Source organism: Clostridia bacterium (genome assembly GCA_026414765.1).
In the GTDB taxonomy this organism is placed as follows: Bacteria; Bacillota; Clostridia; order Acetivibrionales; family DSM-27016; genus SKW86.
This window is the reverse complement of sequence record JAOAIJ010000018.1, coordinates 20,133-45,086: the sequence shown is the minus strand read 5'-3', so window position 1 is coordinate 45,086 and position 24,954 is coordinate 20,133. Positions and strand designations below refer to the sequence as shown.

Annotated in this window: 30 protein-coding genes and 4 pseudogenes; 5 read left to right on the top strand and 29 right to left on the bottom strand. The window is 35.4% G+C overall.

Annotation, left to right across the window (positions count from 1 at the left end; genetic code table 11):
• Positions 1–40: 40 nt before the first annotated feature.
• The 9 genes from N3I35_06530 to N3I35_06490 form a co-directional block, all read right to left on the bottom strand.
• Positions 41–193: a hypothetical protein gene (locus N3I35_06530; GenBank protein MCX8129738.1), complete on the bottom strand. Its 153-nt coding sequence runs from the start codon at positions 191–193 to the stop codon at positions 41–43.
• A 150-nt stretch (positions 194–343) separates the two neighbouring features.
• The gene (locus N3I35_06525; GenBank protein MCX8129737.1) at positions 344–2,119 is read right to left on the bottom strand and encodes an ABC transporter ATP-binding protein/permease; all 1,776 of its coding nucleotides are present in this window, start codon (positions 2,117–2,119) and stop codon (positions 344–346) included.
• A gap of 250 nt (positions 2,120–2,369) precedes the next feature.
• Positions 2,370–3,068, bottom strand: coding sequence for a DUF4386 domain-containing protein (locus N3I35_06520; protein ID MCX8129736.1), 699 nt, complete (start codon positions 3,066–3,068; stop codon positions 2,370–2,372).
• Positions 3,069–3,092: 24 nt separating this feature from the next.
• Positions 3,093–4,037: an NAD(P)-dependent alcohol dehydrogenase gene (locus N3I35_06515; protein ID MCX8129735.1), complete on the bottom strand. Its 945-nt coding sequence runs from the start codon at positions 4,035–4,037 to the stop codon at positions 3,093–3,095.
• A 3-nt stretch (positions 4,038–4,040) separates the two neighbouring features.
• Complete coding sequence (locus tag N3I35_06510) at positions 4,041–4,265, bottom strand: helix-turn-helix transcriptional regulator (protein MCX8129734.1); 225 nt, start codon at positions 4,263–4,265, stop codon at positions 4,041–4,043.
• On the bottom strand, positions 4,258–4,764 hold the full coding sequence (locus N3I35_06505) for a hypothetical protein (protein MCX8129733.1): 507 nt from the start codon (positions 4,762–4,764) through the stop codon (positions 4,258–4,260). Before N3I35_06505 ends, N3I35_06510 begins: the two co-directional genes overlap by 8 nt.
• A gap of 341 nt (positions 4,765–5,105) precedes the next feature.
• Positions 5,106–5,345 carry a thioredoxin family protein gene (locus N3I35_06500; protein ID MCX8129732.1) on the bottom strand — a complete coding sequence of 80 codons (240 nt, stop codon included), beginning with the start codon at positions 5,343–5,345 and terminating at the stop codon, positions 5,106–5,108.
• Positions 5,346–5,364: 19 nt separating this feature from the next.
• Positions 5,365–6,369: a permease gene (locus N3I35_06495; GenBank protein MCX8129731.1), complete on the bottom strand. Its 1,005-nt coding sequence runs from the start codon at positions 6,367–6,369 to the stop codon at positions 5,365–5,367.
• A 33-nt stretch (positions 6,370–6,402) separates the two neighbouring features.
• The gene (locus tag N3I35_06490; GenBank protein MCX8129730.1) at positions 6,403–6,723 is read right to left on the bottom strand and encodes a metalloregulator ArsR/SmtB family transcription factor; all 321 of its coding nucleotides are present in this window, start codon (positions 6,721–6,723) and stop codon (positions 6,403–6,405) included.
• A 251-nt stretch (positions 6,724–6,974) separates the two neighbouring features.
• Between N3I35_06490 and N3I35_06485 the strand changes: the two are divergent.
• Positions 6,975–7,200, top strand: a pseudogene (locus tag N3I35_06485) (cupin domain-containing protein).
• A gap of 266 nt (positions 7,201–7,466) precedes the next feature.
• On the opposite strand, the gene N3I35_06480 reads toward N3I35_06485, so the two are convergent.
• From N3I35_06480 to N3I35_06470, 3 genes are all read right to left on the bottom strand, one after another.
• Entirely contained in the window at positions 7,467–8,081 is a 615-nt protein-coding gene (locus tag N3I35_06480) for a hypothetical protein (protein MCX8129729.1), read from the bottom strand.
• A gap of 11 nt (positions 8,082–8,092) precedes the next feature.
• Entirely contained in the window at positions 8,093–8,497 is a 405-nt protein-coding gene (locus N3I35_06475) for a hypothetical protein (GenBank protein ID MCX8129728.1), read from the bottom strand.
• 696 nt (positions 8,498–9,193) lie between these two features.
• Positions 9,194–10,006, bottom strand: coding sequence for a hypothetical protein (locus N3I35_06470; protein ID MCX8129727.1), 813 nt, complete (start codon positions 10,004–10,006; stop codon positions 9,194–9,196).
• A 480-nt stretch (positions 10,007–10,486) separates the two neighbouring features.
• Between N3I35_06470 and N3I35_06465 the strand changes: the two genes are divergently transcribed.
• From N3I35_06465 to N3I35_06455, 3 genes are all read left to right on the top strand, one after another.
• Positions 10,487–10,909: an AraC family transcriptional regulator gene (locus N3I35_06465; GenBank protein MCX8129726.1), complete on the top strand. Its 423-nt coding sequence runs from the start codon at positions 10,487–10,489 to the stop codon at positions 10,907–10,909.
• A complete protein-coding gene (locus N3I35_06460; protein MCX8129725.1) occupies positions 10,902–12,002 on the top strand; it encodes an RNA polymerase subunit sigma-24 in 1,101 nt (366 codons plus the stop codon). The genes N3I35_06465 and N3I35_06460 overlap by 8 nt, the downstream gene beginning before the upstream one ends.
• 291 nt (positions 12,003–12,293) lie before the next feature.
• A complete protein-coding gene (locus N3I35_06455) occupies positions 12,294–13,844 on the top strand; it encodes an IS1182 family transposase (protein MCX8129724.1) in 1,551 nt (516 codons plus the stop codon).
• Positions 13,845–13,936: 92 nt separating this feature from the next.
• Here the strand turns inward: N3I35_06455 and N3I35_06450 are convergent, their stop codons facing one another.
• From N3I35_06450 to N3I35_06440, 3 genes and pseudogenes are all read right to left on the bottom strand, one after another.
• A complete protein-coding gene (locus N3I35_06450) occupies positions 13,937–14,542 on the bottom strand; it encodes a TetR/AcrR family transcriptional regulator (GenBank protein ID MCX8129723.1) in 606 nt (201 codons plus the stop codon).
• A 787-nt stretch (positions 14,543–15,329) separates the two neighbouring features.
• A pseudogene (locus N3I35_06445) lies at positions 15,330–15,456 on the bottom strand (DUF1540 domain-containing protein).
• Between the two features lie 71 nt (positions 15,457–15,527).
• A complete protein-coding gene (locus N3I35_06440) occupies positions 15,528–16,448 on the bottom strand; it encodes a DUF2935 domain-containing protein (protein MCX8129722.1) in 921 nt (306 codons plus the stop codon).
• Between the two features lie 196 nt (positions 16,449–16,644).
• On the opposite strand from N3I35_06440, the pseudogene N3I35_06435 reads away from it, so the two are divergent.
• A pseudogene (locus N3I35_06435) lies at positions 16,645–17,682 on the top strand (FAD-dependent oxidoreductase).
• Here the strand turns inward: N3I35_06435 and N3I35_06430 are convergent.
• The 14 genes and pseudogenes from N3I35_06430 to N3I35_06365 form a co-directional block, all read right to left on the bottom strand.
• Positions 17,661–18,128 carry a hypothetical protein gene (locus N3I35_06430; protein ID MCX8129721.1) on the bottom strand — a complete coding sequence of 156 codons (468 nt, stop codon included), beginning with the start codon at positions 18,126–18,128 and terminating at the stop codon, positions 17,661–17,663. The pseudogene N3I35_06435 and the gene N3I35_06430 overlap by 22 nt on opposite strands.
• Before the next feature lie 12 nt (positions 18,129–18,140).
• Positions 18,141–18,530: a hypothetical protein gene (locus N3I35_06425; GenBank protein ID MCX8129720.1), complete on the bottom strand. Its 390-nt coding sequence runs from the start codon at positions 18,528–18,530 to the stop codon at positions 18,141–18,143.
• A gap of 183 nt (positions 18,531–18,713) precedes the next feature.
• A complete protein-coding gene (locus tag N3I35_06420; GenBank protein MCX8129719.1) occupies positions 18,714–19,142 on the bottom strand; it encodes an Ig-like domain-containing protein in 429 nt (142 codons plus the stop codon).
• Positions 19,143–19,333: 191 nt separating this feature from the next.
• The gene (locus N3I35_06415) at positions 19,334–19,693 is read right to left on the bottom strand and encodes a hypothetical protein (protein ID MCX8129718.1); all 360 of its coding nucleotides are present in this window, start codon (positions 19,691–19,693) and stop codon (positions 19,334–19,336) included.
• Positions 19,683–20,000: a hypothetical protein gene (locus N3I35_06410; GenBank protein MCX8129717.1), complete on the bottom strand. Its 318-nt coding sequence runs from the start codon at positions 19,998–20,000 to the stop codon at positions 19,683–19,685. The genes N3I35_06415 and N3I35_06410 overlap by 11 nt, the downstream gene beginning before the upstream one ends.
• A 43-nt stretch (positions 20,001–20,043) precedes the next feature.
• Positions 20,044–20,277 carry a helix-turn-helix domain-containing protein gene (locus tag N3I35_06405; protein ID MCX8129716.1) on the bottom strand — a complete coding sequence of 78 codons (234 nt, stop codon included), beginning with the start codon at positions 20,275–20,277 and terminating at the stop codon, positions 20,044–20,046.
• A 121-nt stretch (positions 20,278–20,398) separates the two neighbouring features.
• Complete coding sequence (locus N3I35_06400; protein ID MCX8129715.1) at positions 20,399–21,103, bottom strand: 4Fe-4S dicluster domain-containing protein; 705 nt, start codon at positions 21,101–21,103, stop codon at positions 20,399–20,401.
• A gap of 43 nt (positions 21,104–21,146) precedes the next feature.
• The gene (locus N3I35_06395) at positions 21,147–21,641 is read right to left on the bottom strand and encodes a hypothetical protein (protein ID MCX8129714.1); all 495 of its coding nucleotides are present in this window, start codon (positions 21,639–21,641) and stop codon (positions 21,147–21,149) included.
• Between the two features lie 54 nt (positions 21,642–21,695).
• Positions 21,696–22,070 (bottom strand): hypothetical protein, encoded by a 375-nt coding sequence (locus tag N3I35_06390; protein MCX8129713.1) that lies wholly within the window; start codon positions 22,068–22,070, stop codon positions 21,696–21,698.
• Positions 22,071–22,146: 76 nt separating this feature from the next.
• The gene (locus N3I35_06385) at positions 22,147–22,782 is read right to left on the bottom strand and encodes a hypothetical protein (protein MCX8129712.1); all 636 of its coding nucleotides are present in this window, start codon (positions 22,780–22,782) and stop codon (positions 22,147–22,149) included.
• Positions 22,783–22,879: 97 nt separating this feature from the next.
• A complete protein-coding gene (locus tag N3I35_06380; GenBank protein MCX8129711.1) occupies positions 22,880–23,854 on the bottom strand; it encodes a methionine biosynthesis protein MetW in 975 nt (324 codons plus the stop codon).
• A 12-nt stretch (positions 23,855–23,866) separates the two neighbouring features.
• Positions 23,867–24,114, bottom strand: a pseudogene (locus N3I35_06375) (autophagy-related protein 101).
• Positions 24,107–24,535 carry a GNAT family N-acetyltransferase gene (locus N3I35_06370; protein MCX8129710.1) on the bottom strand — a complete coding sequence of 143 codons (429 nt, stop codon included), beginning with the start codon at positions 24,533–24,535 and terminating at the stop codon, positions 24,107–24,109. The pseudogene N3I35_06375 and the gene N3I35_06370 overlap by 8 nt, the downstream one beginning before the upstream one ends.
• A 135-nt stretch (positions 24,536–24,670) precedes the next feature.
• Complete coding sequence (locus N3I35_06365) at positions 24,671–24,805, bottom strand: hypothetical protein (GenBank protein MCX8129709.1); 135 nt, start codon at positions 24,803–24,805, stop codon at positions 24,671–24,673.
• Between the last annotated feature and the right edge of the window lie 149 nt (positions 24,806–24,954).

Below are 24,954 nucleotides of genomic sequence, written 5' to 3'. Positions count from 1 at the left end.
CCACTGCATATTTATCCTGAGTAGTCTACAGGTTGTCCTATTAGTATCCGGCGCTATATACCGGAATTTTAGCTAAACCAGAACCCCCTTGTGTAACACAGTAGCATGAAGTACAATAATGACCTGCCACATGACTGCAGAATGCTTCCAGTGTCTGTATAGATTTTTGAGACTTTCTTGCCAATTTTTTCATATCAATTTCACCTCCTTTATATCCTTTCTCCCGAATTATTCTTATGGGGATATATTAATACTCACCTTTTAGCGCGCTTTAAAATGATGAGAATTAAACCTTATTTACACAAATTGAAGAATACCAATATGAAAATTTGCTAATGCTTAATTATGCTTCAAGGACACTTTTCTCGTTTATTATTCTAAGCTCTTCTTTATATAGATTTTTATATATTGCATTGTTTTTAATTAGTTTGGGATGTGTTCCACTTCCAGAAATCCTACCGTTATCAATGACAATTATTTCATCTGCATCAACTACAGTTAATAGTCTATGTGCAATAACTATAATTGTATGATTTGAAGATAACTCCTTAATTGTCTTTTTAATAATAAACTGGGACTCGTTATCAAGAGACGAGGTTGCCTCATCAAACAAAATAACTTTTGAATTTTTTAGTAATGCTCTTGCAATTGCCAGCCTCTGTTTTTGACCACCTGAAAAATTGACTCCATTTTCTCCAATTATAGAGTTATATCCTTGAGGTAGGCTTTTTATGTGATCATATATATATGTTGCCTTACAAGCATTATCAATTTCTTCTATTGATGCAGATGGATTTACTAATCGTAGATTATCTATTATTGATACATTAAACAAAAAAGGCTCCTGTCGAACTATGGAGATATGTTTTCTAAGTGACTCCTCATCATAATCACCTATACAGATATTATCCAAAAGTATTTGCCCGGACATAGGTTCATAAAACCGAAGTAAAAGATTGAATATTGTTGTTTTTCCACTTCCACTCGGTCCAACGATTGCAATAATTTTATTACTAGGAACAATAAATGAAACTTCTTTTAAGACTGGCTGGTTTGAATCATGCTCAAAAATGACATTTTTAAATTCAATATCCCCTTTTACATGATCCTTTTTCACATTACCAAATTCTGTACAGCTATAATTTAAGTTATCCATTAATCCAAATATTCTTTCAAGTGATGTAAATATTTGTTGTATATTTGAATTTAGCCTTGATAAATTCATTAAGGAGGTCAAGTATTGGTTTGAATAGGAGTTGAATGCCAGTAAGTATTCAATTTTCATAAAGCCTTTTAGTGTTAGATATCCCCCTATAACCAGTACAAGAACAGTTGTAATATACTCAACGCTTTGAGTTATAGTATTTGAAAATATATTTAGTATTGCTATCTTTAAATTCTTCATTTTAAGTTCCAGATTAATTAATAAATAGGATTTCAGCTTACTGTTTTTTACTCCCAGACTTTTTATTTCCCTTATCCCTGAGATTGACTCCTGAATGTTTCTATAATAAGTATCACTGATTTTTTTAGCTTCTTTAACTTTATTTCTTAATATTCTACCAAAAATTGAGAATATTAAGAAATTAGCAGGGAAACTTAGTATAACAATAAAGGCTAACTGTGTACTAACCATGAATATAACAATACTCAAAATAATTACTTTAATTATATCAACTACTGCATTTAGTAACTGCTCTGTAATAATACTAGCTATAGCTGATGCATCACCCTCTAAACGGGATAAAAAATCCCCTACTCCCATTTTATCAAATGCTTTTACGGGTAAGCATAAGATTTTGTCATACATATTATTCTTTAAATCAAATGTTATGCTCACCTGTAAATAACTGAATAAATATGATTGAAAAAACCCTAGACACATTTGCAGTAAATACATTAATAATAAATATAATGAATATATTAGGATCCCATTGAAATCCCCTGAAAACAAGTTAGTAACTATTTTAGCAAATAATAACGGCTGTATTATTCCAACAGCTATACCTGCAAAAATACAGATAAATGCAAGACTAAACCTTATTTTATAAGGCTTTATGTATTTTATTGCCCTTTTCAATAACTTTAAATCATCAGAATTTATGCGAAATATTTCCATAGCATTGTCCTTATCCTGAAAACATATTTATATTTCAAATCATAAATTTTGTTTTTGTATTATTGCTATTTCTATAATAATCATACAATATATACATTTTTTTACACCATGTCCTTTGTCATGAAAATCATTACAATTGTCATAATTCTGCAAAAAAAATGACAAGTATCATATTTCCGAACCTGTCATTTTATTAACCCTGCCTATATAAAAATGCTGCTTGTCTATGAAAAGGAAGCACCAAAGTTAACTACAATAATTCTTTAGCTTTAATTTTTGATTCGTTGATGGCTCTGACTAATAACCACAGGATTGTGCTAATCTCTGCAACCGTTCCAGGTATTAAAAGAATTGTATTAACTATCTGGTAGCTCGGGAAAAGAAAATGTGCAAATACATTTATAAACATTCCGCAACCACCGATCATCAGCAAAAAACCAAGAACCCTGGGAAGAAACCCTGACTTATAGACTAAAAACCCAAAGGGAACCAGCCATAAACCAAAGAATATGCTTGCTATTTCATACCCACTTAAATACATATCATGGTACAGCATTGCCTGCGCCTGCAACTGACTTGATTCAAAGACATTTAAGTATCCTGCACCGCTCATTAATTGCAAACATGCATAACTATTTAAAAGGTTGAGCATATTTATTGGAACACTCACTATAGCAAAAATAATCATAAGTATAGCAATATTCTTATTTACTGAAACAAGTAGTTTGTATAAGACTAAAGGCAGTAGCACAAAGCACGTCATCATAATTAGTTCGCTTACTATACCAAAGCGATAAAGAAATTCATTTGATACTATATTATTGGCTGTGGCAGCCATATCCCCAGTTACAAATAAAGTCTGTCGAACTACTTCTGCGAACCCACCGAACACTAGCATAAGTAAGTAGAAAAATCCTGCTAATCTCGCCGTCTTTTTGCTTGGAATCATATCATACACTCCTTCATTAATCTATTAATCATTCTGAACATTTATAACAACTTTCCCCTTGGCATGACCCTTGCTGAGGTACTGCACTGCTTCTGCAGTTTCATGAATCGGATAACACCTGTCAATAACTGGCTTGACCTTGCCATCTTCAACAAGCTTAATTATGTATTCCAAATCCTTTACATTCGGCTTCGCCGCAAGAAATCGCATTTTTCTGCTGCCCATTGACATGAATGTTCCAAACAGCATTGTTTTGACAACCTGAGTCAATGCCCCTCCAACCAGGACAAAAACACCCTTTAGAGCCAACATGCGCTTATATACTGAAATCGTATGGTTTCCATTTACAGCTAAGACGAGATCATAAAGCTTACTACCTTTGGTAAAGTCATCCTTATTGTAGTTAACCACATGGTCCGCACCAAGAGATTGTACCACCTTTACATTCTCCCCGCCGCATACTGCAGATACTTCCGCCCCAAAGTGTTTGGCTAGCTGAACCGCAAATGTACCCACACCGCCCCCGGCACCACAAATCAGTATCTTGTGTCCCGGTTGAACGTTTCCTTTATCACGCAAAGCCTGAAGAGCTGTAACTGCAGCCATTGGAATCGCGGCAGCTGTTACGAACGAAACATTGGCCGGTTTCAAAACCAATGCACTTTCAGGGACAGCAACATATTCGGCAAAACCTCCAAAACCAAAATTTGAAATATCTCCAAGCACTTCTTCTCCGATTCTAAACTTATTCGTGTTTTTCCCAAGCGCCTCAATACGTCCAGCAATATCAGCTCCAAAGATTTTCTGTTTCGGAATGATCCCCATCTTCATTGAGCGGTAATCGGCAGCATTTATCGATGAAGCAAAGATTTTTACTAAAACTTCATTATCATTCGGTATTGGCTTTTCTACCTCCTGGTACACAAGGGTGTTGGTAGAATTTCTTTTATCATATACTACTGCTTTCACTGTTTAGCCCTCCTTCACTTCGCACTCAAACACTTCCCCGATTTTAACATCAAAGGCATCAGCGATACGGAAAGCGAGTTCCAATGAGGGAGAATATTTTCCAGCCTCTATTGCCACTATGGTTTGTCTTGATGCCCCAACTTTTTCGGCAAGCTGCTGTTGTGTCATTTCATTGGCAAAGAAACGTAGTCTTCGTATGTTATTTGTAATTTCAAATTTCTTAGCCATTTTTTATTCCCCTTCTGTAAAAGTATAGCTGAACGAATCCTTCAAGCAGTGACCCTGCGTAGAAGGATAAATACATAATGTTTAGCATGACTGCAATAGAATAGCTGAATATCTGCGAGAAGAGAGCTGCAACAAATCCTATACCGACAACAACAAAGGCAATTCTCATCGAATTAAGTTCAATCAATTTGTCCATTTCATCTGTAACCATTTCAGCCCCAATTGTTTTTTCAATTTCTTTGTCATCACACTTGCCATTCATAACGCTTTCCTTTATGGTAATCGCAATGGAAAGCAGAATGTGAAATACAATTTGTATAACAATGGCTGCCGCAATACCTATTCCGATAAACACAAGCATGGTGCTCGCCCAGAATTTCATATCATCGGCGGCTATAACACCAGACTGCCACTTCCCATATGTGTATATGCAATATGCCCCAAAAATTAATAGCCCTGTAATAATTGATACGATTGTTCTCTTTTCCTGATATGACATATCTAATCACTCCTTATGTATGTAATTAATAATATACAAATTGTATCATTGATTATACAGTATGTCAAATATTTTTTACATGAGAAGCAATAAATTTACATATCAGTGCTTGAAAAAAAGCAGCTGAAAATGCATATATCAAGCTATCAAACTTGTCATGTATTATAGCATAAACATATAGTAAAGGAGTTCAAAAATTTAATGAACAATCGTTTGATTTCTCCTCAGTCTTTTCCCGGAATTACTGCCAAGCTGCTTGAAATCGATTAACCTTTGCCATGTCCATGCCATACTTTTCTTCTATGGATTGGGACCAATCTTCCATCACGAGCAAGCCAGTTTTATTTAAAGGTTCCGAGTATTTTAACGATGTCCTTGGGCTTTAAAACCTTTCCGAATGAAACAACCTTCTCATCAATTACCAATGCCGGAGTTGACATTACACCGTAGGCCATAATGTCCTTAAAATCTGTAACCTTGACAATCTCTGCTTCAATTCCTGATTCCTTTAGCGCTGTTTCTGTATTTTCCTTTAATGTCACACAGTTTTTACATCCAGAACCTAAAACCTTGATTACCATAGCAAATTTCTCCTTAAAATTATATTAATATGTATCCAAAAGCATTAAATATATATCCAATAATGATTATTCCCAAGGTAACAATACCCGCAAAGATAACTAAAAGCTTAGTCTTAACCACATTCTTCAGCATGATCATAGATGGAAGCGAAAGTGCAGTAACAGCCATCATAAAGGATAATGCCGTACCAATTCCCACACCCTTTAAAACCAATGCTTCAGCGATAGGCAGTGTTCCAAAGATATCCGCATACATTGGAACACCAACGATGGTTGCCAGTAAAACGGAGTACCATTTGTCCTGACCAAGTACTGCAGAGATAACAGACTCGGGAATCCAGTTGTGGATGGCGGCACCTATTCCAACACCAATCAAGATATACATCCAAACCTTCTTGATTATACTGAGTACCTGCTCTTTGGAAAAGTCCATTCTATCGCGGACAGTCAACTCATCTCTCTCTGCTTCCAGGACCTTGTTACTAAAAACAAACGGCTCCACGTATTTTTCAAGCTTTAATCTGCTGATAACAGAGCCTCCGATAACAGCCAGTATAATGCCTACAATTACGTAAGCTATGGCGATTTTCCAGTTGAATATGCTTGCAAGAAGTATCACAGAAGCCAAATCCACAAGCGGTGAGGATATCAAAAATGAAAACGTAACCCCTATGGGCAGCCCCGCGCTTGTAAATCCAATAAACAAGGGAATGGAGGAGCATGAGCAAAAGGGTGTAACAGTTCCAAGCAGTGCGCCTAATACATTTGCAGATATTCCATTGTACCGGCCTAATATCTTCCTTGTCCTTTCAGGAGGGAAAAAGCTTTGTACATATGAAATCACAAAAATCAATATTGAAAGTAAAATAAATATCTTTATTACGTCATAAACAAAGAAATGTATGCTTCCACCCAATCTATCCTGGATACTCAACCCAAACACCTTTTCCACCAAAAGCCTGATCAGACTGTACAGCCATTCCATTTTAAACAATTGATTGTTTAGCCATTCAAATACAAACAAAAAACCATCTCCCTTTAACCCCTCTCAAATAACTTACTTGTTCTTTTCCAAGGATGATTTTGTTTCCTCTATCTGCCTTAATATGATAGCTTCTGCAATATCTATCATTTGGTACACTTCAGGGCTCTTTATGCGGTATATAACCATAAGTCCGTCTTTTTTGCTGTCAACAATGCCCTGATTCTTCAGCACCGATAGGTGCTGTGATGTATTAGACTGCTCCGATTCCAACTGCGGCAATATATCACAGACACACAACGGCTTCTCTTTTAGAAGCCTGACAATCTGAAGTCTTGTAGGATGCGATAATGCCTTAAAAATATTTGAAACAAGCTGATTCCCCATGTTTGACATAAGTAATTCTCCATCCTAGTAGGCTACTCGCCAATCTTTTGTTCAATTAAATCCTTTATCTTGATTATCTCCCTATTTTCAGTATATTAGTTTTTTCTAATATACTGAAAATATTATATTCCTAATTCCATGGAATGTCAATGCAGCATCTCAAAAAAACAATAATCGAAATTCTTTCAATTGCAACTAAGCAATCATCTTGCTGTTTCTTACGATAAGAATTTATATAATTCTAACAAATCAAAGCACACGGGCTTATTAAAATGGGCGATAGGAAAGATATGTCGGATTTTCAAGCAAATGTACGCGATAACTATGCTTTCAATCATCCCTGCCGGCAAATGGCATAATCTAATTAATACAGGTAATAGACCGCTTAAGCTGTACTATATTTATGCACCACCCCAGCATCCATATGGTCCGGTCCATGCTACGAGAGCAAATGCTGAAGCTGACGAGGAAGGCCATGATCACTAATACAAATATCCTTTGTGAAAACCAATAAACACGCCATCGAACTTTTGTCTCTTATCTTAATTTGCTTAATATGTGCATATTCCGGCACATCCGGACGGCGATTCCGGTTTATAAACTGGAGGATATACAAAAATGCATATCCTCCGGAGTACTGCCAACTTATTATGAAGACACTGGCATAAAGATAGAAGATAATTTTGCGGAGTTCGGATGAAAATTTGAAAAACTCCTGGAGCAGACTTGAATATGCTCCAACGCTTATATAGCTAGAATGGTTCCTCGATATGTACCAGGTCATTTACAGCAGCCAATTTGTATCTGTATCTGATACGGCCTGAATAGCCGTACCGATTGTCCCCGTCGAAGATTATAATTTTTATCAAATTTGTTAATATATCTGATTTCATTCTAATTTTAAATGCTTCAAGGTTGTATACCTTTTTTTTAAAATCAAACTTTGGCATATATATATTGTCCAAAACTATATTCTCACCCTCGTATTGAGTAGTCATTCTGCTTGCGTCATAGCTACCGAAAGCAAAAAGTGAGAGCTTCCCATTCTGTTCAAACAGATTATTATACTCTTCTTTGCTAAATTTGAGAATATCCCACCTTCTGCCCTCTTGTCCGAAGTATACCTTTCGGTCATTATAGTATGTTTCTTGATTCAAAAACCGCTTATCATTGCTGTTTAAAGTTATATACGCAGTTCTATTGGTAAAATCTACTTTGTAATCCCCATAGAACTCCTCCCGATATTTTCCTTTCCTGGACCTATTCATATCTCCACCCCAGTCGTTCTCGGTCTGTATTTCAAAAGTGTAATAGTATTTTCCTAAATTTCTCATAGTCGCCACTACTTCTTGGTAAATACTCTTCACAATTACACCCCTTATACTGGTTGTATGTGATATGTGGTAGATGTTGCTCCCCCGTCTCCAGTTAGCACAGATACACTGACAAATGTTTCCGAGTTATTGTATCTTGACATGATAAACAAGGCATCGGTTGAAAGATCGGCATAAAAAGTATTGTCTTGTATCCGGTAAGGTATATTTCTAGCGGCACCTTGAAATATTACATTGCACCGCGTATTACTCAAGAGCTCCACCTGTAAGTTGAAAGGCTCTGTTCTGCCCAGTGAGGTGGTGTTTCCTGAAAAAGTGATCCTGCTTGGACTTAGTTCGCTGAAGGTTCCCTCCCCTGCATTATAAAAGAAAAAAAGAAAGAGAGCCCATATATTATTCTTTTGTCCCACTCTGGAGTCGGCACCCACATAATCCAACAAATTCGCCATTTTAAAGCCCCCTTTCCAAGTTAATCACTGTACATGGGCAAATAAGAAAAAAATTCAGACTTATTACCATTTATTTACATAATATGCTTAACTACATTGAATAGTGCAAATTCACAGACAGTTAAGCGGTATATAAAGGGAATCATCTGATTGCAGAATATGAAGTAATCAATCACAACACTGACCAAGGACTGTTAAAAGAAGTAGCTCGGAGTGCGAAGGAAACTCATTAGGTAGAGAAGATTGAAGCTGTGGCAGATAAAGGCTATGAAAGCCGTTAAGATATGTTGAACTGTGTAATGAATGGGATTGTACCCAATGCAGCACTAAAGTGACTGAGAATAGTAAAAAAACTTACTAATAATCAGTTTGCGTTTTTGTAGACATAAACCAAAATACTTGATTGTGCAATTAATATCTTGACAAATTAATACTTTAGGGCATTAGGCTTTTAAAATATTTTAAAGCAATTGCAGTATATAAAGTAGCCTCGTTATTTGTTTAGGTGACGTTCCTAGTTAACAATTTATTTGAAGAGGGTAGGATAATCTATTATTTTACTTTCTTAAGCATTTAGGTACACGTGGTTGATAGAGAATCCAAAAACTGGGGAAACCTGCTGATGCAACTGATAACAGCGCTGCAATAGCTCCCAATGCTTTCAAAGCTTTAATTTTCATTGGTTATCCCAACCTTTCAATCATAATTTGTACTATTCTGAGCTTTTAATGTTAAATCAATCAATTCGGCGGCATAGTCAGTCCTACCCTCTTCAATAAGCTGTTTTATTCTATGCAAATCAAAGTCGTGCATAAGGTGCTGGTAAACCATCTTTTTTTCCATACTAGTCAGCTTCATTAAGCAAAATAACGAAAACCCTGTAGTACAAATAGCATTCATAAACATCAAAAGTGTATCCTCTTTTGTTCTTGATATTGTAATGAAGTGCTCAATCTGATACATATTCATAATAATAATCGCTATACAAAAAGATAACAACACTATTTCATTTTTGGAAGGTTTATTAATTTCTATTTTTATTTTTTTTGAGTGAAGTAAAAAATACAAGAATACTAACTGAAGGATACGAGTTGGGGATGAAATAAGCACCATTGAAAAAGTACTAAAATTGTACACATCAATACTTGTTATGTTTAAAATGCTAAGTATTATACTATATGATATCGCTTCTCCAATGATTACAATAATAGATGAAACTAATAGTCCACCTAAACACTTGAAGAAGCTATATCTAAATACAGTATAGATTATCATTAAAAACATAATTCCCAAAGCAATTGATTTTGTTGTATTCGAGTTATCTATAAAACGTAAACATAAAATGGAACTTATAACCATAAGTATTACAGTTCCGAGTAATTTAACGATATTTTTTTCCACTCTCAAACTAAAAACATCTTTGTAGCCTGCCACTAATAAACAGGTTATAAGCATTAATGCTTGTTCTGGTACTGTAACAAATAACACAGACCATATTGAAGTATTCATCTAATACATAACCCCCAAAGAATTGCATTTAATGGTATAATTATACAATATTTTACACACATAGTAAACATTGAATATGCTGCATATGTCTTTCAGGCTAATTATAGCAATTGCATGTTTTGAAGTATGCAACTAATAAGTTTATGAACTATGTTTCTTGTAGCCTAATAAAGTTTATTTATTGTCTACTTCTTCAAAATAATAAGTACTAAAAAGAATACGTTTATATTTGTCTATAGTTGTTGTAATGTATTCCAAACCTTAGTTAATCAAATACTATATATAATTTTGGACAAGTGTAAACAAACTATACTATTGTATGGTGTGGTAAATTTATTGAGAAATGTTTGCATAAAAAGATTATTGGCCTTAATGCTGGTAATATGTTTAGGTCAGCCTTTGATAATATCAATTCCCGTAAAAAAGTCGAGAATATTTCTTCTGTTATGATATACTAAATATACTTTGCGAAGGAAAATCATGGCGGTGATTATGGATTACTTTCTGACTGTTAGCTGTATTATCATTTACATAGAAAATAGAATACATGAAAAAATCAACTATAAAGAGTTAGAAAGAGCCACAGGCTTTTCAATAGCACATATACGGGATATTTTTGTTATGAAAACTGGTATAACTCTTTCAAAGTATATACTTACTCGAAAAATTTCCAATGCAGCATATGAAATCCTGCATAACAGCCAAAGTGTAATAAGCGTCGCTACTAAATACGGGTTTGCTAATCATGATACTTTTACGCGTGCATTTAAGCGAATCACTGGGCTAACACCATCTGAGTTCAGAAAAAAGCGTCCAACTGTAGGCAGAATAAAGCTCTGTGCCTGCGTGTTTGGCGTTGGGCTACTAAATTCAATGAAAAGAGAGGATGATACTCATGAATAAAAGTGAAACCAGTGTTATACTATATGGAATTTCTAAAGTTGAATATGGCTCAGACGGATGTACACCATATCCAATGTGTGTGAAAAGCTGTGCAAACTATCTTGGTCAAGATGTAAGTATAGATTTTTTGATGGCATCTACAGGAGCAGCTTTTCGTCTAACATGGGATACGACTTCGTGGAATGGTGGGAATGTTGATGTTATTCATACATTTGATAATCCAGAAGAAATTTACAGATTAGGTGTTGAAGCATTAGGTCGTGAGTTCCGGATAATAACCAGGACAAACACATCATGTGATGTAAGATTTAACAGCAATAACAATTCAGATAATAAAAATGATTTTATCAACTTTATTAAGAATCAAATTGACAAAGGTTCCCCATGTATAGCACTTGGCATAGTTGGTCCACCAGAAGCCTGTATTATAACAGGCTATAGAGAAAGTGGTAAAATCCTGTTGGGTTGGAACTTTTTTCAGGATGCTGCAGAATTCGCTACTGATGTTAAAATCGATGAATCAGGATACTTCATTTCAAATAAATGGTGGGAAAACAATGATACTATAGCTGTAATTTCTATTGGTGAAAAACGCAAACCACAAATAACTAATAAAGCAATTATAGAAAATGCTATTAAAGTAATGACAGGGAGATTGGACTTAAAGCCAGGTAAAGCTTTTGCTAAAGGCATAGTAGCTTATGATGCTTGGAAAAAAGCTGTATTAAGCGAATCTGATTTCCCCCAGAATGCAATTTTGCCAATTTTAGCCGAACGCCTTATGTGCCAGGGAGATGCAATGGATTGTCTTATTGATGGCCGACGTAATGCAGCTATATTTATAAAAAAAATATCTGAGGAGTTTCCCGGATTTAAGGATTTATGCAAGTGTGCTGAAGAGCAATTCTCTAAGATAGTATCAAACATATGGAAAATGGCAGATATTTTGGGTGGATATGCCCGCAATGAACAGCAAATGCAGAATTTTGCAAAACCCGAGATAAGACAAAAAATCGCATTCTTGATTGATGAGTGTAAGGCCGCTGATAGCATAGCTTTAGAGTCATTGATATTACTTAGGGATCTAATGTAATTTTGAAAATTGAAATGCCGAAAATCGCATTATATACCTTTTTGTTAATCATTTTAATTTTTTAGTTGTATAATGAATACCGTTTGGATGGAAACCATGGTACATTAAAATTGTTTTTTCCTTCAATTTATTAAGTTTTAAAGAAGAAGCACAGGAACCGTCCGAAACCACTGAAAAACTTTAAATAAATATTGTAAATAATGCAATAAAATACTATACAAGCCTATCAAAAAACCCCTTTGTATGATATAATGAATGTGACGCAAACATTATCTACAAGGGGGTTTCTTGATGCTTAAGAATGAACCTAAGCAATTAAGTTTGTATTCAATATTATATAACAAAATTCCAGAAAATCATATACTTAAACGAATAAATAATGCAGTAAATTTCAGTTTCATCAATAAAATATTAGAAGATTCCTACTGCAAATATTATGGAAGACCTGCAAAAGAGCCTGAGATGATGGCAAAATTACTGATTCTACAATACATGTACAACCTTTCGGACATTCAGATTATAGAAAATGCAGCAGTAAACCTTGCCTACATGTGGTTTATTGGCATAAATCCTGAAGAAGACCTCCCTGACCCGAGTCTACTGGCGAAATTCAGAATCCAAAGATTGAAATATGCAACTCTGGATGACATTATTAAAGAAGTAGTAAAGCAGTGTGTAGAGAAAGGAATAATCAAGGGGACTGGAATCAGTATAGATTGTACTCATACAGAAGCTAATACCACAAAGAAAGTACCTGAAAGGGTTATGAAGCATCTTGCTAAAAAAATTCTTAAAAGCCTCAATGAAGAAAATGGGATAATCCCAGAGCAGATAGACGTAAAAATTCCAAACTACAAGGAGATAGAAGACCATAAGCAAGCAAAAGAAACCATGAAGAACTATCTGGAAGAGCTTATTACGGAAGTAAAAAATGAAGTTGATGTATCGATCTTACCAGAAACAAAAAATGCGATAGATAAAGCTGAAGAGATATTGAAAGACCCTAAATTTATTCAACAAAAAGGTATAAGGTCATTAGTTGATGAAGATGCCAGAGTAGGCTATAAATCTAAAACAAATAGCTTTTTCGGATATAAAGTAGAGTTTACAATGCTTCCTGAAGAAAGAATAATTACTGCAGTTGATGCCCACGATGGGGCTTATGTAGATGGAAGTGGATATGAAGAGCTATACACTAAGACAAAGGAGTGTGGGATAAATATCAAAGGAGCCTATGGGGATAAAGGATATTTCAGAAAACCGATTCTTGAAATATTGGAAAGAGATCATGTGGAAGCAATTATTCCTGTAAGTGAAACAGTTTATCGGGTGGACGAAAACAGATACAAATACAATAAAGACTCAGACCAGTGGTTTTGTGAATATGGGAATTATACAGTTGATAAAAAGAAGGTAACAAGAAAGGATGGGCGACAGTTTTTAGAATACAAATTTGAAAAAGAAGCCTGCCGTAACTGCCCGAACCGGAAAAATTGTATAAATGGAAGCAATATAGCAAATAAGCTGTTATTAGGTTTGAACACCCCGGAATTTTACGAATATAGCCAGCGAGCCAAGATGCCTGGGTTTTTAGAAAAGTACAAGAAACGAGCAAGTCATGAATGGAAAAATGGTGAAATGAAAAGATTTCATGGGATGGATCGTGCCAGAGGGTATGGTCTTAGAAGCATGCGAACGCAAGCAAAATTAACAGCATTAGCAGTAAATTTAAAGAGGATAGCAAGCCTACTACCCTCTCGTTTTAACGTTATTTATTACTGTATGGTAAAAATTTCGAATATTTCTGTTAAAGGTAAAATTTACTGGCTAAAAGTTATATGAAAATGGCACTTTTTCAGTGGTTTCGAACCGTCCCCGTGCTTCTTTGTGATTATAACCAAAAGGTTTGAACACCTCATTTTATTAAATACATCCTATATCAAACCCGCTATAAGTACACGAATCTGCTTTTCAAATGATTCTTTCAGTACTTCGATTGATATATCCTCATCCGATATATATTTAAGAATATGAAAACCCAAAACACTATAAAAAGTAAGTGAAATAGATTCAAAGTCGATGCCATTCCCAATAAGTCCATCTTTTGCAAAGCGTTGAAGCAACTCAGTAAATTTTTTTATAAAAATAGAGTCAATCGCCCATATATACTCAATGATTGATGGCTGTTTAGTCAGTGCTGCTGAAAGAAACTCTCGCCATATCCGTTTATTATAAATCGAAAAGCTTTTTATATATATTCCAAAGAATGTACTCACGGAACTAAAAATGTCATTCTTTCGATTTTTTATTGCATCATCAAACTCATAAACGAACTCTTCGGATTTGTCATCAATAATTGAAAGAAGTATTTCTCCCTTTGATTTGTAATAGTTGTAAAGCGTTCCGACTCCCAATTCTGCCTCTTGCGCAATTCCTCTCATAGTAGTAGCTTCATAACCCTGTGTTCCAAAAAGCTTAATAGCAGCATTTTGTATACGTTTATTCCTATCAGTTTTCTTCTTCTCCCGTAGTCCTGCCATATACTAAATCCTCTGAAAATGTTTTTTTGTAAAGATTAAGGGAAAAAGTATTGCAATATATAGTAGTGTATTTAAGACCGCATTAAATGCCGCACCGAAGTATAAAGATAAGACTGTATCCGGAATAAACCATAACGTCACAGCAACTGCAATACAATTCCAAGACCATAACTCTTTATTTCTGAACGGGTAAAAAGCAATGAATGAAATAAAAGCCCCGAATCCAATACAAGTCGCACCTAGCACTCCATATACCAGTTTCTGAAACATAATAGTTTTTTCAGTTAATTGTCCATCATCCCAAAACAATGAGTTTATTTGGTTATTATAAATCAGGTTGAAAAATTCCGACTGGTTAAAAAAAGCAAGTAACAATCCAAAAATCGACATTATCAACCCAACTGTAAACAACCATTTTTGCCAGAAACTAAAAATCTTTATTTTTACCACTTCCTTTCATTTGAAGCTATTACTTAAATATATGAACATAATTCATTTTAGAACTATATTCATATATTGTCAATACGGTTACTCAAAGATTTACAAAAACAAAACAGCTGAGTTGGGGCTTAGTTTCCTTGCATACAACCTGAGAAGATTGATAAATATGGTGTGAGTTAAGAGATTGATTAAGTAATGAAGGGTGTAATCCCAATTTTTTATATAAATTCAAAAACGACAGCTCATATATAAAATGAATATTAAACTTTTAAAAAAACAAGAAAACTGCCTCCTGAAAACAGGATTCAATTCTCTTATTTTTCACTATAACTGTAAATTAATTATTTTAGACGTTTCTCGGCTGCACCTCTATTTTTTTCCACTGAGCAATGGTTACCTGACATATAGTAACCACAAGTATTTACAACACACTCTATTCCTGGATTAGGATAATCCATTTTATTTACACACATTTTGGTTTCATCCAAACAATTTTTTCACATAATAATGTTTGGCTAAAACCAAATGCTATTCATAATACCAATTACCTTTCAAATATCTTTAAAAGCCTCAGATAGTGATTGGCTTCACGCAATGTATGGTCACCCAATAATGGAATAATAATTGATTTAATCTTGCATTCAACCAACCCTTGTGTTCCCTGTGCTTTGAAATCCCGGATTGCTGCAGTTGCCCTCAGGCTGTCATCTGTGACTTTTGCTATAGGTACGGTCTTATCCATGGCAGCCATCGCTTCTGCCGTCAACTTGTCAAACTCATTACTAAAATTGTTGGCTGTATTTATCAAATCATTTTCAGTAGGATCAAGCAAACCACGAATAAACTTTGAGTGTTCTGCCATGATTCTGTTCCAGAACACTTCTTGTTCCAAGGCTTCTCTATCTACATTTATAGTTTCTCTGTTTTGAAGCCTTTGAACCATTCGTAAGTAAAACTTCACTTCCCTCAAAATATGATCTACCATTAACGGGTAGGTATGTGTAAACATTTTGCAGGATAAAACATTTGATAGAATTGTGGCTTTAAACTGTATTAGAGCAGATATTAAGCCCATAGCCCCCTGATTTATCAAAGATACTCTCTGCTCAAGCATTGGATTTACTGCCATTAAGCCTCCACCCATTAATCCTGCTTCCGCCTGAGTCAATTCTGTTGGTATCCGCACTCCTGTAAAATACGATGAAGCCATTTCTGCTTTAAGCGTATATTGAGTTATTACCTCTCCTGACTGAAGCACTCCTGGGCTTACAATACCATTTGAAAGCGGTACGACTTCTGCTAAAAGTCTGTCAAACTCCCTTCGAAATTCATCTGCCTTTTGGGTAAAGTTATCATCCTTTGGTGTAAATCCTACTTCAAGGAAAAATGAGTGTTCTTTCATTATTCTTGCAAAAAACAGATGTATTTCAAGTGACTGCCGCACAAAATCCAAGCTTGATAGCATAGTATATTCCTCCTTATGAATATTTCATACTATGCTACATAATATGTTTACGTTACATAATCTGCTACACTTTAAGTTTAGGTTAAAACCGGTTTGCTTTTATGATCAAACTCATGAATTGGATAATTTATTTATATCAGTGAAAAATAAATGGTGTATAGAACCCTATAATGAGTATATAAAAGGAGCAAATACCGCATCTTCCCTTGGTATAAAGGCAACCTATCTAGAAGAAACACCTTTGCCGTTCCCCATTAAAGCCGCTGTGCGATTTGATAATCAGGCTCAATTCCACCCACGAAAATTTCTGCTTCCTCTTGCAGAAAAAATTATAGGAAACAACAGCCAGATATTTGAACAAAGCAGAATCGTAAATATCGAAGAAGATGGGGCATACACATTAATTACTGATAAAGGAAAAAAGGTAGTCGCTGAAAAGGTTATCATTGCTTCTCATTACCCTTGTTATAATAAAACCGGTTTGTACTTCACAAGGATATATCCCGGACGGTCCTATGTTGTTGCAATCAAGGCAAAGGAAAAGTATCCGGGTGGAATGTATATAACAGCTGAAGAGCCTGGACGCTCTTTACGAAATCAGCTAACTGAGCATGGTGAATTGATATTAATCGGGGGCGAGCATCATAAAACAGGACAGGGCGAAGACACTATCAAGCACTATGAAGCATTAATAGACTTTGCAAATGAAACCTTTACAGTAGCAGACATTCCTTATCGTTGGTCTACTCAAGACTGTATGACTTTAGATGACCTGCCATATGTAGGACACTTCACATCAAAAACCCCCAATATGTATGTAGCTACCGGCTATGGGAAATGGGGAATGACCAACAGTGTGGCTTCCGCTATGCTATTAAGAGATTTAATCGTTAATGGGAATAGTCCTTGGCAGGATGTGTACAATCCATCTCGACAAACAATATCAGCTTCACTTAAAACCTTTGCTGTGGAAAACCTTAATGTTGCAAAGGAACTAATAAAAGGTAAATTATCTTCCCTTTCGCTGGATGTAGATATTAGACCGGGAGAAGGAAAAGTGATTGAGGCAAGCGGCCAAAGAGCTGGAGCATATAGGGATGAGCAGGACACACTACATGTCGTAGATACAACATGCACACATATGGGCTGCGAATTAAGCTGGAATTCAGCAGAAAAATCCTGGGATTGTCCTTGTCATGGCTCAAGATTTACTTATGATGGTTGCTTCTTTTGACCAAAGTCCCATTCCTTACACTTTTGATAGACAGATTCAGGAATGAACTGATATTTTGAGTTTGCTTTAGTTTCAATAATATCAAGTGTATCCTCTCCTGAACCACCGAAGTGCTTTGGTATGTTAGTCATACTCTTTGGAAATCCATTTTCATCTTTATTCTTTAATATCTGCTGTATTACCATGTCTATTTGAGGAACATCGGTATCCAGTCCCACTTCCAGCAAAAATAGCAATTTATGTATTGGAATATCGGGATTTTTATGATTAGTAACGAGTGTTGCATTAAAATCAACTATATCATTTAAATATTTATAAATTCGTATATCCGATAGCACAGAAGTTTTTAATCCGCTTAATTCATTCTTATTCTGCCTCAGAATATTTTTTCTCACAGCATATTGAACATATGGCTCGCATTCCAACAACCTATTTAGAATATCCATAAAAAATCCTCCTCAAATAATGGTATGACCTTCCATCCCAAGATGAAGCTTTTGCCCGCCAATGCCCTCTCTTATCCCTTTACACCCATATATGGGATATTCATTCTTAAAGTCGGTAAGATTCATATAGGCATGAAGAATATAATCGTCATCCTTCCTAATGTACACACCATACCGGAGACCATCAGAGACAATCAGCAGATTGCAGCTTTCCCTGCCTTTTGCACTTGCATAACCTCGTGCCTGTGAATAGGCCGTCAGGCAGGAATTTCTTTTTTTATTAGCTTCAACAACAGCAATCAGGTTTTTATCCTCTCTTGGGAGCCTATTAAAAAGGGCGATGTCAACATTGTTCCATTCCACCGCCATCTTTTGGGGTGTCCATCCAAGTACTCTGAACAAACGCTGAAAACCCTTGATTATCAAGGGTTTTCAGATAAATCGTGGTTAAGGCGATGCCTAGACTTACAAACCCACGACTAAATCAAAGCTTGTTCATCCTAGCTTTGACAGTACCAATCATCTTATAAAATATTATATAATAATCTGACTTTTATTTCTTGTTGACAGAACAAATAACCCTTTTTATTTTATCGTTATATTCAAAGGTGCACTGGATTTGTTATTGATTTTATATGTCAACTCCAGCTTATCTCCGGCTTTTAGTGCACTACTCAGTTTTATAGTAAAATTACCCTTTGAATCTGTTTTAGCTGTTCCACCATCCTTCCCATTCACTTTAATCGTTACTGTTGATAACGGAGAAGCTGCGCCATTTATTACCTTGTCTCCTTTTTTTGGTGTAGCTTTAAGCCTAGGTGCAGCAATATTGCTGCTGTTTGTTCCAATATCGCTATTATAGCTTACTGTATAAGTAAAACTGCTAATTTTGCTGTTTGTATTACCAGGACTGATAGCAATAGCTTTGAGTGATGATATTAATATAGCACAGCAGAAACTTATAAAAAGGCAATCATATCCAACTTCTAATACAAGATTAATAAAAACCTGCATTACATGAATAGAACATTATTTAGTGCAGGTTTAGCTCTATGTTTTCCTCAAAAACACAAAAAGCCTTAATCAGTTACAAATATTTGTGCTGCAAGACTTTTTGGTAATTTTTGCTACATAGAGTACTTTAATCTATTTTGACTTTTATGCATACTTTTTTGTTTATATAAGCATAAATTTGCGACATAAACTTAAATGGTAAAGTGTTTAAAACACTTCTTGCACACAATATCATAACTGCATTCTTTAACATTTTTATTAACTATAGAAAACAACGGCGATTGATCAAACGGGCAACACAGCCTCCCTTTTCTCAGAAGCAAATTCAACGTACTATCCAATATCTTATCAGATTCACCCTCTATTCTTCTAATTTCAACCACACCTTTGCTTCCACAATTACAAGTAAAATTATATACAAAGTATTGATATGTAGTGTAGCAAAGATATCCAACTGTACTGTTACAGACATCGCAATAAATCCAGCTTCCATAATCTTTCAAAAGCCTGGCATTCACAACTTTTATTTGCATAGATGTTTTACTTGACATACTTATCACCTATAAAGCCAACTAAACTTCCTAATATTCCTGACATAACAAGAATGGGAAAAATCGATTTAAAATCAGTTTTCATAACAAGAATAATAATTGGAAGTGCTAACAGCACTGAAACTATCAATCCTTTAAGCCATCCTTCAACACCAAATTGAATATGGGTAATTATAAATCCTAAAATGATCCACTGCACAAAAGCCGATAATATTGCATACTTGTCAAGCTTTTGTAAAAACATTGGAATAATATCAATTATTCCAGCAACCACTCCTATCACCAGCGAAAAAATAATCCTTCCCATTACTTAGCCCCCTCATGCTTAATCAGTATTTAAGATTATATACTTATTGGAATGTGTAGACCCATGTAGAAAATTTACTATATCCTTGAAATTTTGATAGATTCGTTATCACTTTTATAAGGATTTCCTGAGTTGCATCTTCTGCATCAGTAGGATTCCAGAGCATCCTAATAGAAAGGTTATAAACCATATCCTTAATATTGATTATAATTTCTTCCAGAGATGCTTTATCTCCGCCAACAGCCTTCTTTACTACACCGTCAATGTTTTCATTCATAAATGCCCTCACCTGATTTGTATATATGATACTGCTTCACTATTTAACTAACACATTCATATATTTAGACATACAAATTGTTAAAGTGTGACATCGGTAATCCGTTTTCTTTAAATTAATTTCATTTACCAAACGGGCAGGCATAGAGGCACATACCACATACCTGAAGTCTGCCTGCTTCTTTAAGCGTAGAATTATAATATTCTTCACATTTTTTCACATCAAACCTTAATTCACGTGGTTCATGTTCCACATAATTTCTACCTTTTAGGGCTTGAACAGGACATATTTTAACACACTTATTACAACTACCACATTGACTTTCTAATATTTCTTTATTTTCTTCAAATGGAGCATCAGTAAGTACTGTAGTCCATCTTATACGAGGACCATAATTGGGATTTACCAAAAGACAGTTTTTTCCTATCCATCCAAAACCAGCTAGTCTTGCACTAACTTTATGCGACATTGAAGCACAAACTCTATTACTATCTATACGCTCTGCCGCGGGTAATGGCATTACTTTATACCCGTTTCGCTGTATAACAGAACTGATAATCGAAGCAAAATTGTCTAGCCGGTCATTTATTATATCGTAAGCATGTGTTTTATATTGAAGCACATTTTCATATGTATCTCTATCATTTAAAAGGTTTACAATACTCTTTTGCAATATTATACCTATAGATAACGCCCTTGGGAAATCAGATATCAAGGAACCACTAATATCATTGATTTCATTTCTAACTTGGTTGATTCCTGCTACACCAATAAAGTCAATACCATAGTTATCGCCTAATTCCTTTATTCTTTCTATCAGTCTCATCTTTCTAATTCCCCCATACTGATAATTTTCCAGGCTCATCGCCTTATATGCTCATCAAGTCCTGAAGCTTGTACGGCAAACAATCAATGCCCTTGAATTCCCTAACAACAATTGATTTTATTCTGTCCTTTATCTCCGGCTTGACATAAGTAATACACATCTGCCATGAACCGCCGATACTTCTGCAATCATCTTCTATCAAAACACCAGGAATAACTCCCTCGACTATATCCTTGTACTTCTCCCCTGCTCCTCTATAATAAAGGTATTCTCCTGGAAAATCATATTTCAAGAGTAACTCTTTGATTTTCTCTACCTGTTTTTCTTTTTTCCTGGAAGTTATATAGAGAATTTCCACCCCCTGCTGCTCCCATACCTTTAATCTCTCAACAGAATCACCTATCGGAACATAGGATGAGTGGCTGAAATGGTAGATAATGCTTTTAGGTCTTAGTACAGTACCCTCGGTAAAAACTACGATTTTCACCTTATCTTTTGCTTTATAGCTGTTACCGTTCCTTATGCTTATACTTGCCATGTAACCTCCGCATTTATTAGTGGGTGCATATATCACACAAAAAAGTACAGCTTTTTATCTCCCAATTGCTGTTATCCAGAAACAAATAGCAGTTATGAAAGAAATTGGTGTAATTACATATTTCTCTTTTTTGCTATTGGAAATGGCATTGGCAATTACATTCAGTGATAAAAATGCTGCAAAGAAAAAGCATATTCCCCTTGTAGTGCTTTGTGAAAAAATAAGAGGAATTGCACCGGCAGTCTGTAAGACTACAACAATTGCTGCAATTTGGACAATAACAGAAATACCAAAAATAAACCTTTTTTCTTTCGGAACAATCTTATATTTTCCTCCCATAGCAAACTCGCCATATGGTTGTCCCAAAGCAATTAGTATGTATAAAATAATTGCAAAGCTAAAAGCTATGCTTCCAGTGATAGCAATAATCATTAATTTATTACCTCATTATTTAGGAAAGTCTTTATTGTAAAATTCATTTACTTGTGAGTCAGCGAAGCCATAATTACACTTGTTTTTTCATTTTCATAAGATTAAGACCAATGATTGTGCAGCCCGCCGAAAACATAATTATGCCCGCTATCCCTATGAAAATGGAAAGAGCAGATACTGCAGCATAAAATACCGCCCCTGAAAGAAAAAGTATCCCACCAAGTTTATTAAATTCTTTGAACCGTATAAGTGTTATTCCGAACAAAAGCACGCCGAGCAGTATAATTGCTTGAAAGCCGTAAGAAAAAACTGTATTTAGCGGATGGTTCAAAATAATATTCTTGCTTAAAAGTTCAACTGAGGAAGCATTTTCAGCAATAATCGGGTATAAAAAGATTTCTGAAACGAGTTGAGCTGCCTGAAAAACATAAGCAGTAGTAATGAAAAAGTATCCTGTAAAACCAAGCCACCCGGATTTTTCATATATCCTGCTATATACTGCTGTAAAACCGAAAACCATCAGGATTATCCCCGGCAAGGCAAGCGAAGTAACCCAGATCCAGTTCGGGTGGCTAACCATTTTCGAGAAATCTTTGGTCGGTTCTTGTACAGGCAGCAAAAGCGTAAAGCAAAACGCATAAGCAGCTGATAAAAATCCTCCTGCAATAATCGAATAGGCACCAAGTTTTTGTAAAAATGACAGTCTCATTTTCAGCCCTCCTAATGTTCATTCTTTATTTTCACGTATTCCTATTATTTTATAATCCACCTTTGAGGTATCTCCTTCAAACTTATCACCAAATCCTTTATTTCCTATTAACAATATAAAGGTACCTTTTTGCAAGACCCTTACTGTATATCTCCTTCCCTCCCATATCCTCTCTTAATTTATTCTCAAAAAGATCCAAATTTCCTTCATTTTCGAATGCTTTTTTATATTTCAATAGTGCTTTAATAGATTTTTCATACAATAAAGCTTCATTCCCACTGTAATCAATTGTTTCGTAGGATACACAGTTTTTATCCAGTACCTCTGCAAGCCTTGTTTTATCACGCTGGAGCATACTCCTGTCCACTGCGGATTCATCAAGAACATACTGGGAATAGAATAAGAATAATCTGTTGTTTCTTATACTTATTAACTGTTGGATCAATTTATCCAGATCACTGCTGAAATACAGACTATCGACGGCAATTGTTATGCTGGGCTTTATATCATAATCTGAAAGCCTGTCAATATCGCCATCAATATATGTAATCATTTTGCTGTTTATTTCTACAACCCCATTACTTAATTGATCAATACCGATTCCTTTACAGTTGTATTTCGAACAAAGAGTGTTGAGGACATTTCCTGTACCGCATCCCAAATCCAGAATTTTGTCCTGCGGTGATATATAAACAGAATTGATAATGAAATCAAGCTGTTCTTTATCCATCATATTGAAAAGATACATTCTGTAGCCATAGACCTCTTCGCAATAGTCAAGGTATGTGCGGCTTCCTGTTAGTCTTGTAACCTTTTTATCAAATTCATTTTTCACCATGATTCTGCTTGCTTTATAAGCTTCATTCCGACCAATATCGGTCAATGAAAATATATTATCATTTTCAGTAGTCAAGTAGCCTTTTTCAATCAACCGTTTGATTTCATCCTCAGCCACCAGGGATATATTCCCTGACCAGCTTAAATTACGTTTAATAGAGTCCATGCTTACAGGCTGATTCTGGTTTTCTAGGCAATAAAAAATATGCAAAAGAGTATCCTGTTCTTCTTTCAACGCCACCACCCCTTAGTATTTCACAATGAATCCAGTCTTTTTGCCTCTTTCAAACCCTGCCTTTTCATAAAACTTAAGTGTCTCTTCTCCTCTGCCCCTGCAACAAGATAATGATGACTTGGATTATTAAGAATGCATTCCCACAGAGCCGATAATTTTTCGTTTTCTTCAAGCTCAAGATCATCTTTGTTTTATTGTGTATACAAATCCAAAAGACTTTCAAGTTCATTTTTCCTTATATATCTTATATCTTCAGGCATGATCATGTCTCCTCCAAAACCACTGCATTCCAGCACCATAACCATCCATAGGACGTTTTTCAAAGCCGAATTTTTCGTAAAAACCTTCACGCCCTTTAGCAGCGAAAAGCCACACTGTACTTTCTACAGCACAATTCGCCTTTATCCAGTCCATGATGTTCTGAACAATTTTTTTACCAATGCCTTGACCCTGGTATTCAGGAATCACAATGATGTCAACAATTAATGAAAAAATACCCCCATCCCCAACTATGCGCCCCATGCCAATGGTTTTATCTCCTACTTTGGCCAGAATCGAATATGTAGAAGAATCGAGCCCCTTTAATATTGATTTGTCGTCAACAAGCTTCCACCCTACTGCCGAACGAAGATATTTATATTCTTCAAGGGTTGGAAGTTCATTTTTGAATTCAAGCATCATGTATATACTCCTCCTGTCTCAGAATACTTTTTTTGAGAATCAAACCTTTCCGGGCAGATTCAAAACAAGCGCTTCCCGGTCCATTGAATCAAACAGACACCTTTGTACAGCTATTGAAGGCTCAGAATAAATTAACTATCCTAGTTCTTGCCTTACAGGAAAAGCAAGTCTTTCCTCGGTTAAGCTGAATTGTGCACCAACTACTGGTATATTCCCTCTTGCATCCAACCTTATCCACTTATCAATTTCTTTAATATATACTCCAGCCAAACCGTGAATGACAATCCTCCGGTCACTTATATCATCAAACAGAAGTCCTTGCTAGCAAAACCCGGCAGGTACTCCGATGCTTCTAAGAAGTGCGGCCAGCAGATGGGATTTTGCTATTCCAATTTTCCCCTGTATATTTACAACCTTTA

Bases quoted from the DNA above. Each gene is read 5' to 3' on its own strand.
- N3I35_06530 (MCX8129738.1), bottom strand. From the start codon at position 193: ATGAAAAAATTGGCAAGAAAGTCTCAAAAATCTATACAGACACTGGAA.
- N3I35_06525 (MCX8129737.1), bottom strand. From the start codon at position 2,119: ATGGAAATATTTCGCATAAATTCTGATGATTTAAAGTTATTGAAAAGG.
- N3I35_06520 (MCX8129736.1), bottom strand. From the start codon at position 3,068: ATGATTCCAAGCAAAAAGACGGCGAGATTAGCAGGATTTTTCTACTTA.
- N3I35_06510 (MCX8129734.1), bottom strand. From the start codon at position 4,265: ATGGCTAAGAAATTTGAAATTACAAATAACATACGAAGACTACGTTTC.
- N3I35_06505 (MCX8129733.1), bottom strand. From the start codon at position 4,764: ATGTCATATCAGGAAAAGAGAACAATCGTATCAATTATTACAGGGCTA.
- N3I35_06500 (MCX8129732.1), bottom strand. From the start codon at position 5,345: ATGGTAATCAAGGTTTTAGGTTCTGGATGTAAAAACTGTGTGACATTA.
- N3I35_06490 (MCX8129730.1), bottom strand. From the start codon at position 6,723: ATGTCAAACATGGGGAATCAGCTTGTTTCAAATATTTTTAAGGCATTA.
- N3I35_06475 (MCX8129728.1), bottom strand. From the start codon at position 8,497: ATGGCGAATTTGTTGGATTATGTGGGTGCCGACTCCAGAGTGGGACAA.
- N3I35_06470 (MCX8129727.1), bottom strand. From the start codon at position 10,006: ATGAATACTTCAATATGGTCTGTGTTATTTGTTACAGTACCAGAACAA.
- N3I35_06465 (MCX8129726.1), top strand. From the start codon at position 10,487: ATGGCGGTGATTATGGATTACTTTCTGACTGTTAGCTGTATTATCATT.
- N3I35_06460 (MCX8129725.1), top strand. From the start codon at position 10,902: ATGAATAAAAGTGAAACCAGTGTTATACTATATGGAATTTCTAAAGTT.
- N3I35_06455 (MCX8129724.1), top strand. From the start codon at position 12,294: ATGCTTAAGAATGAACCTAAGCAATTAAGTTTGTATTCAATATTATAT.
- N3I35_06450 (MCX8129723.1), bottom strand. From the start codon at position 14,542: ATGGCAGGACTACGGGAGAAGAAGAAAACTGATAGGAATAAACGTATA.
- N3I35_06440 (MCX8129722.1), bottom strand. From the start codon at position 16,448: ATGCTATCAAGCTTGGATTTTGTGCGGCAGTCACTTGAAATACATCTG.
- N3I35_06430 (MCX8129721.1), bottom strand. From the start codon at position 18,128: ATGGATATTCTAAATAGGTTGTTGGAATGCGAGCCATATGTTCAATAT.
- N3I35_06420 (MCX8129719.1), bottom strand. From the start codon at position 19,142: ATGCAGGTTTTTATTAATCTTGTATTAGAAGTTGGATATGATTGCCTT.
- N3I35_06415 (MCX8129718.1), bottom strand. From the start codon at position 19,693: ATGTCAAGTAAAACATCTATGCAAATAAAAGTTGTGAATGCCAGGCTT.
- N3I35_06410 (MCX8129717.1), bottom strand. From the start codon at position 20,000: ATGGGAAGGATTATTTTTTCGCTGGTGATAGGAGTGGTTGCTGGAATA.
- N3I35_06405 (MCX8129716.1), bottom strand. From the start codon at position 20,277: ATGAATGAAAACATTGACGGTGTAGTAAAGAAGGCTGTTGGCGGAGAT.
- N3I35_06400 (MCX8129715.1), bottom strand. From the start codon at position 21,103: ATGAGACTGATAGAAAGAATAAAGGAATTAGGCGATAACTATGGTATT.
- N3I35_06395 (MCX8129714.1), bottom strand. From the start codon at position 21,641: ATGGCAAGTATAAGCATAAGGAACGGTAACAGCTATAAAGCAAAAGAT.
- N3I35_06385 (MCX8129712.1), bottom strand. From the start codon at position 22,782: ATGAGACTGTCATTTTTACAAAAACTTGGTGCCTATTCGATTATTGCA.
- N3I35_06370 (MCX8129710.1), bottom strand. From the start codon at position 24,535: ATGATGCTTGAATTCAAAAATGAACTTCCAACCCTTGAAGAATATAAA.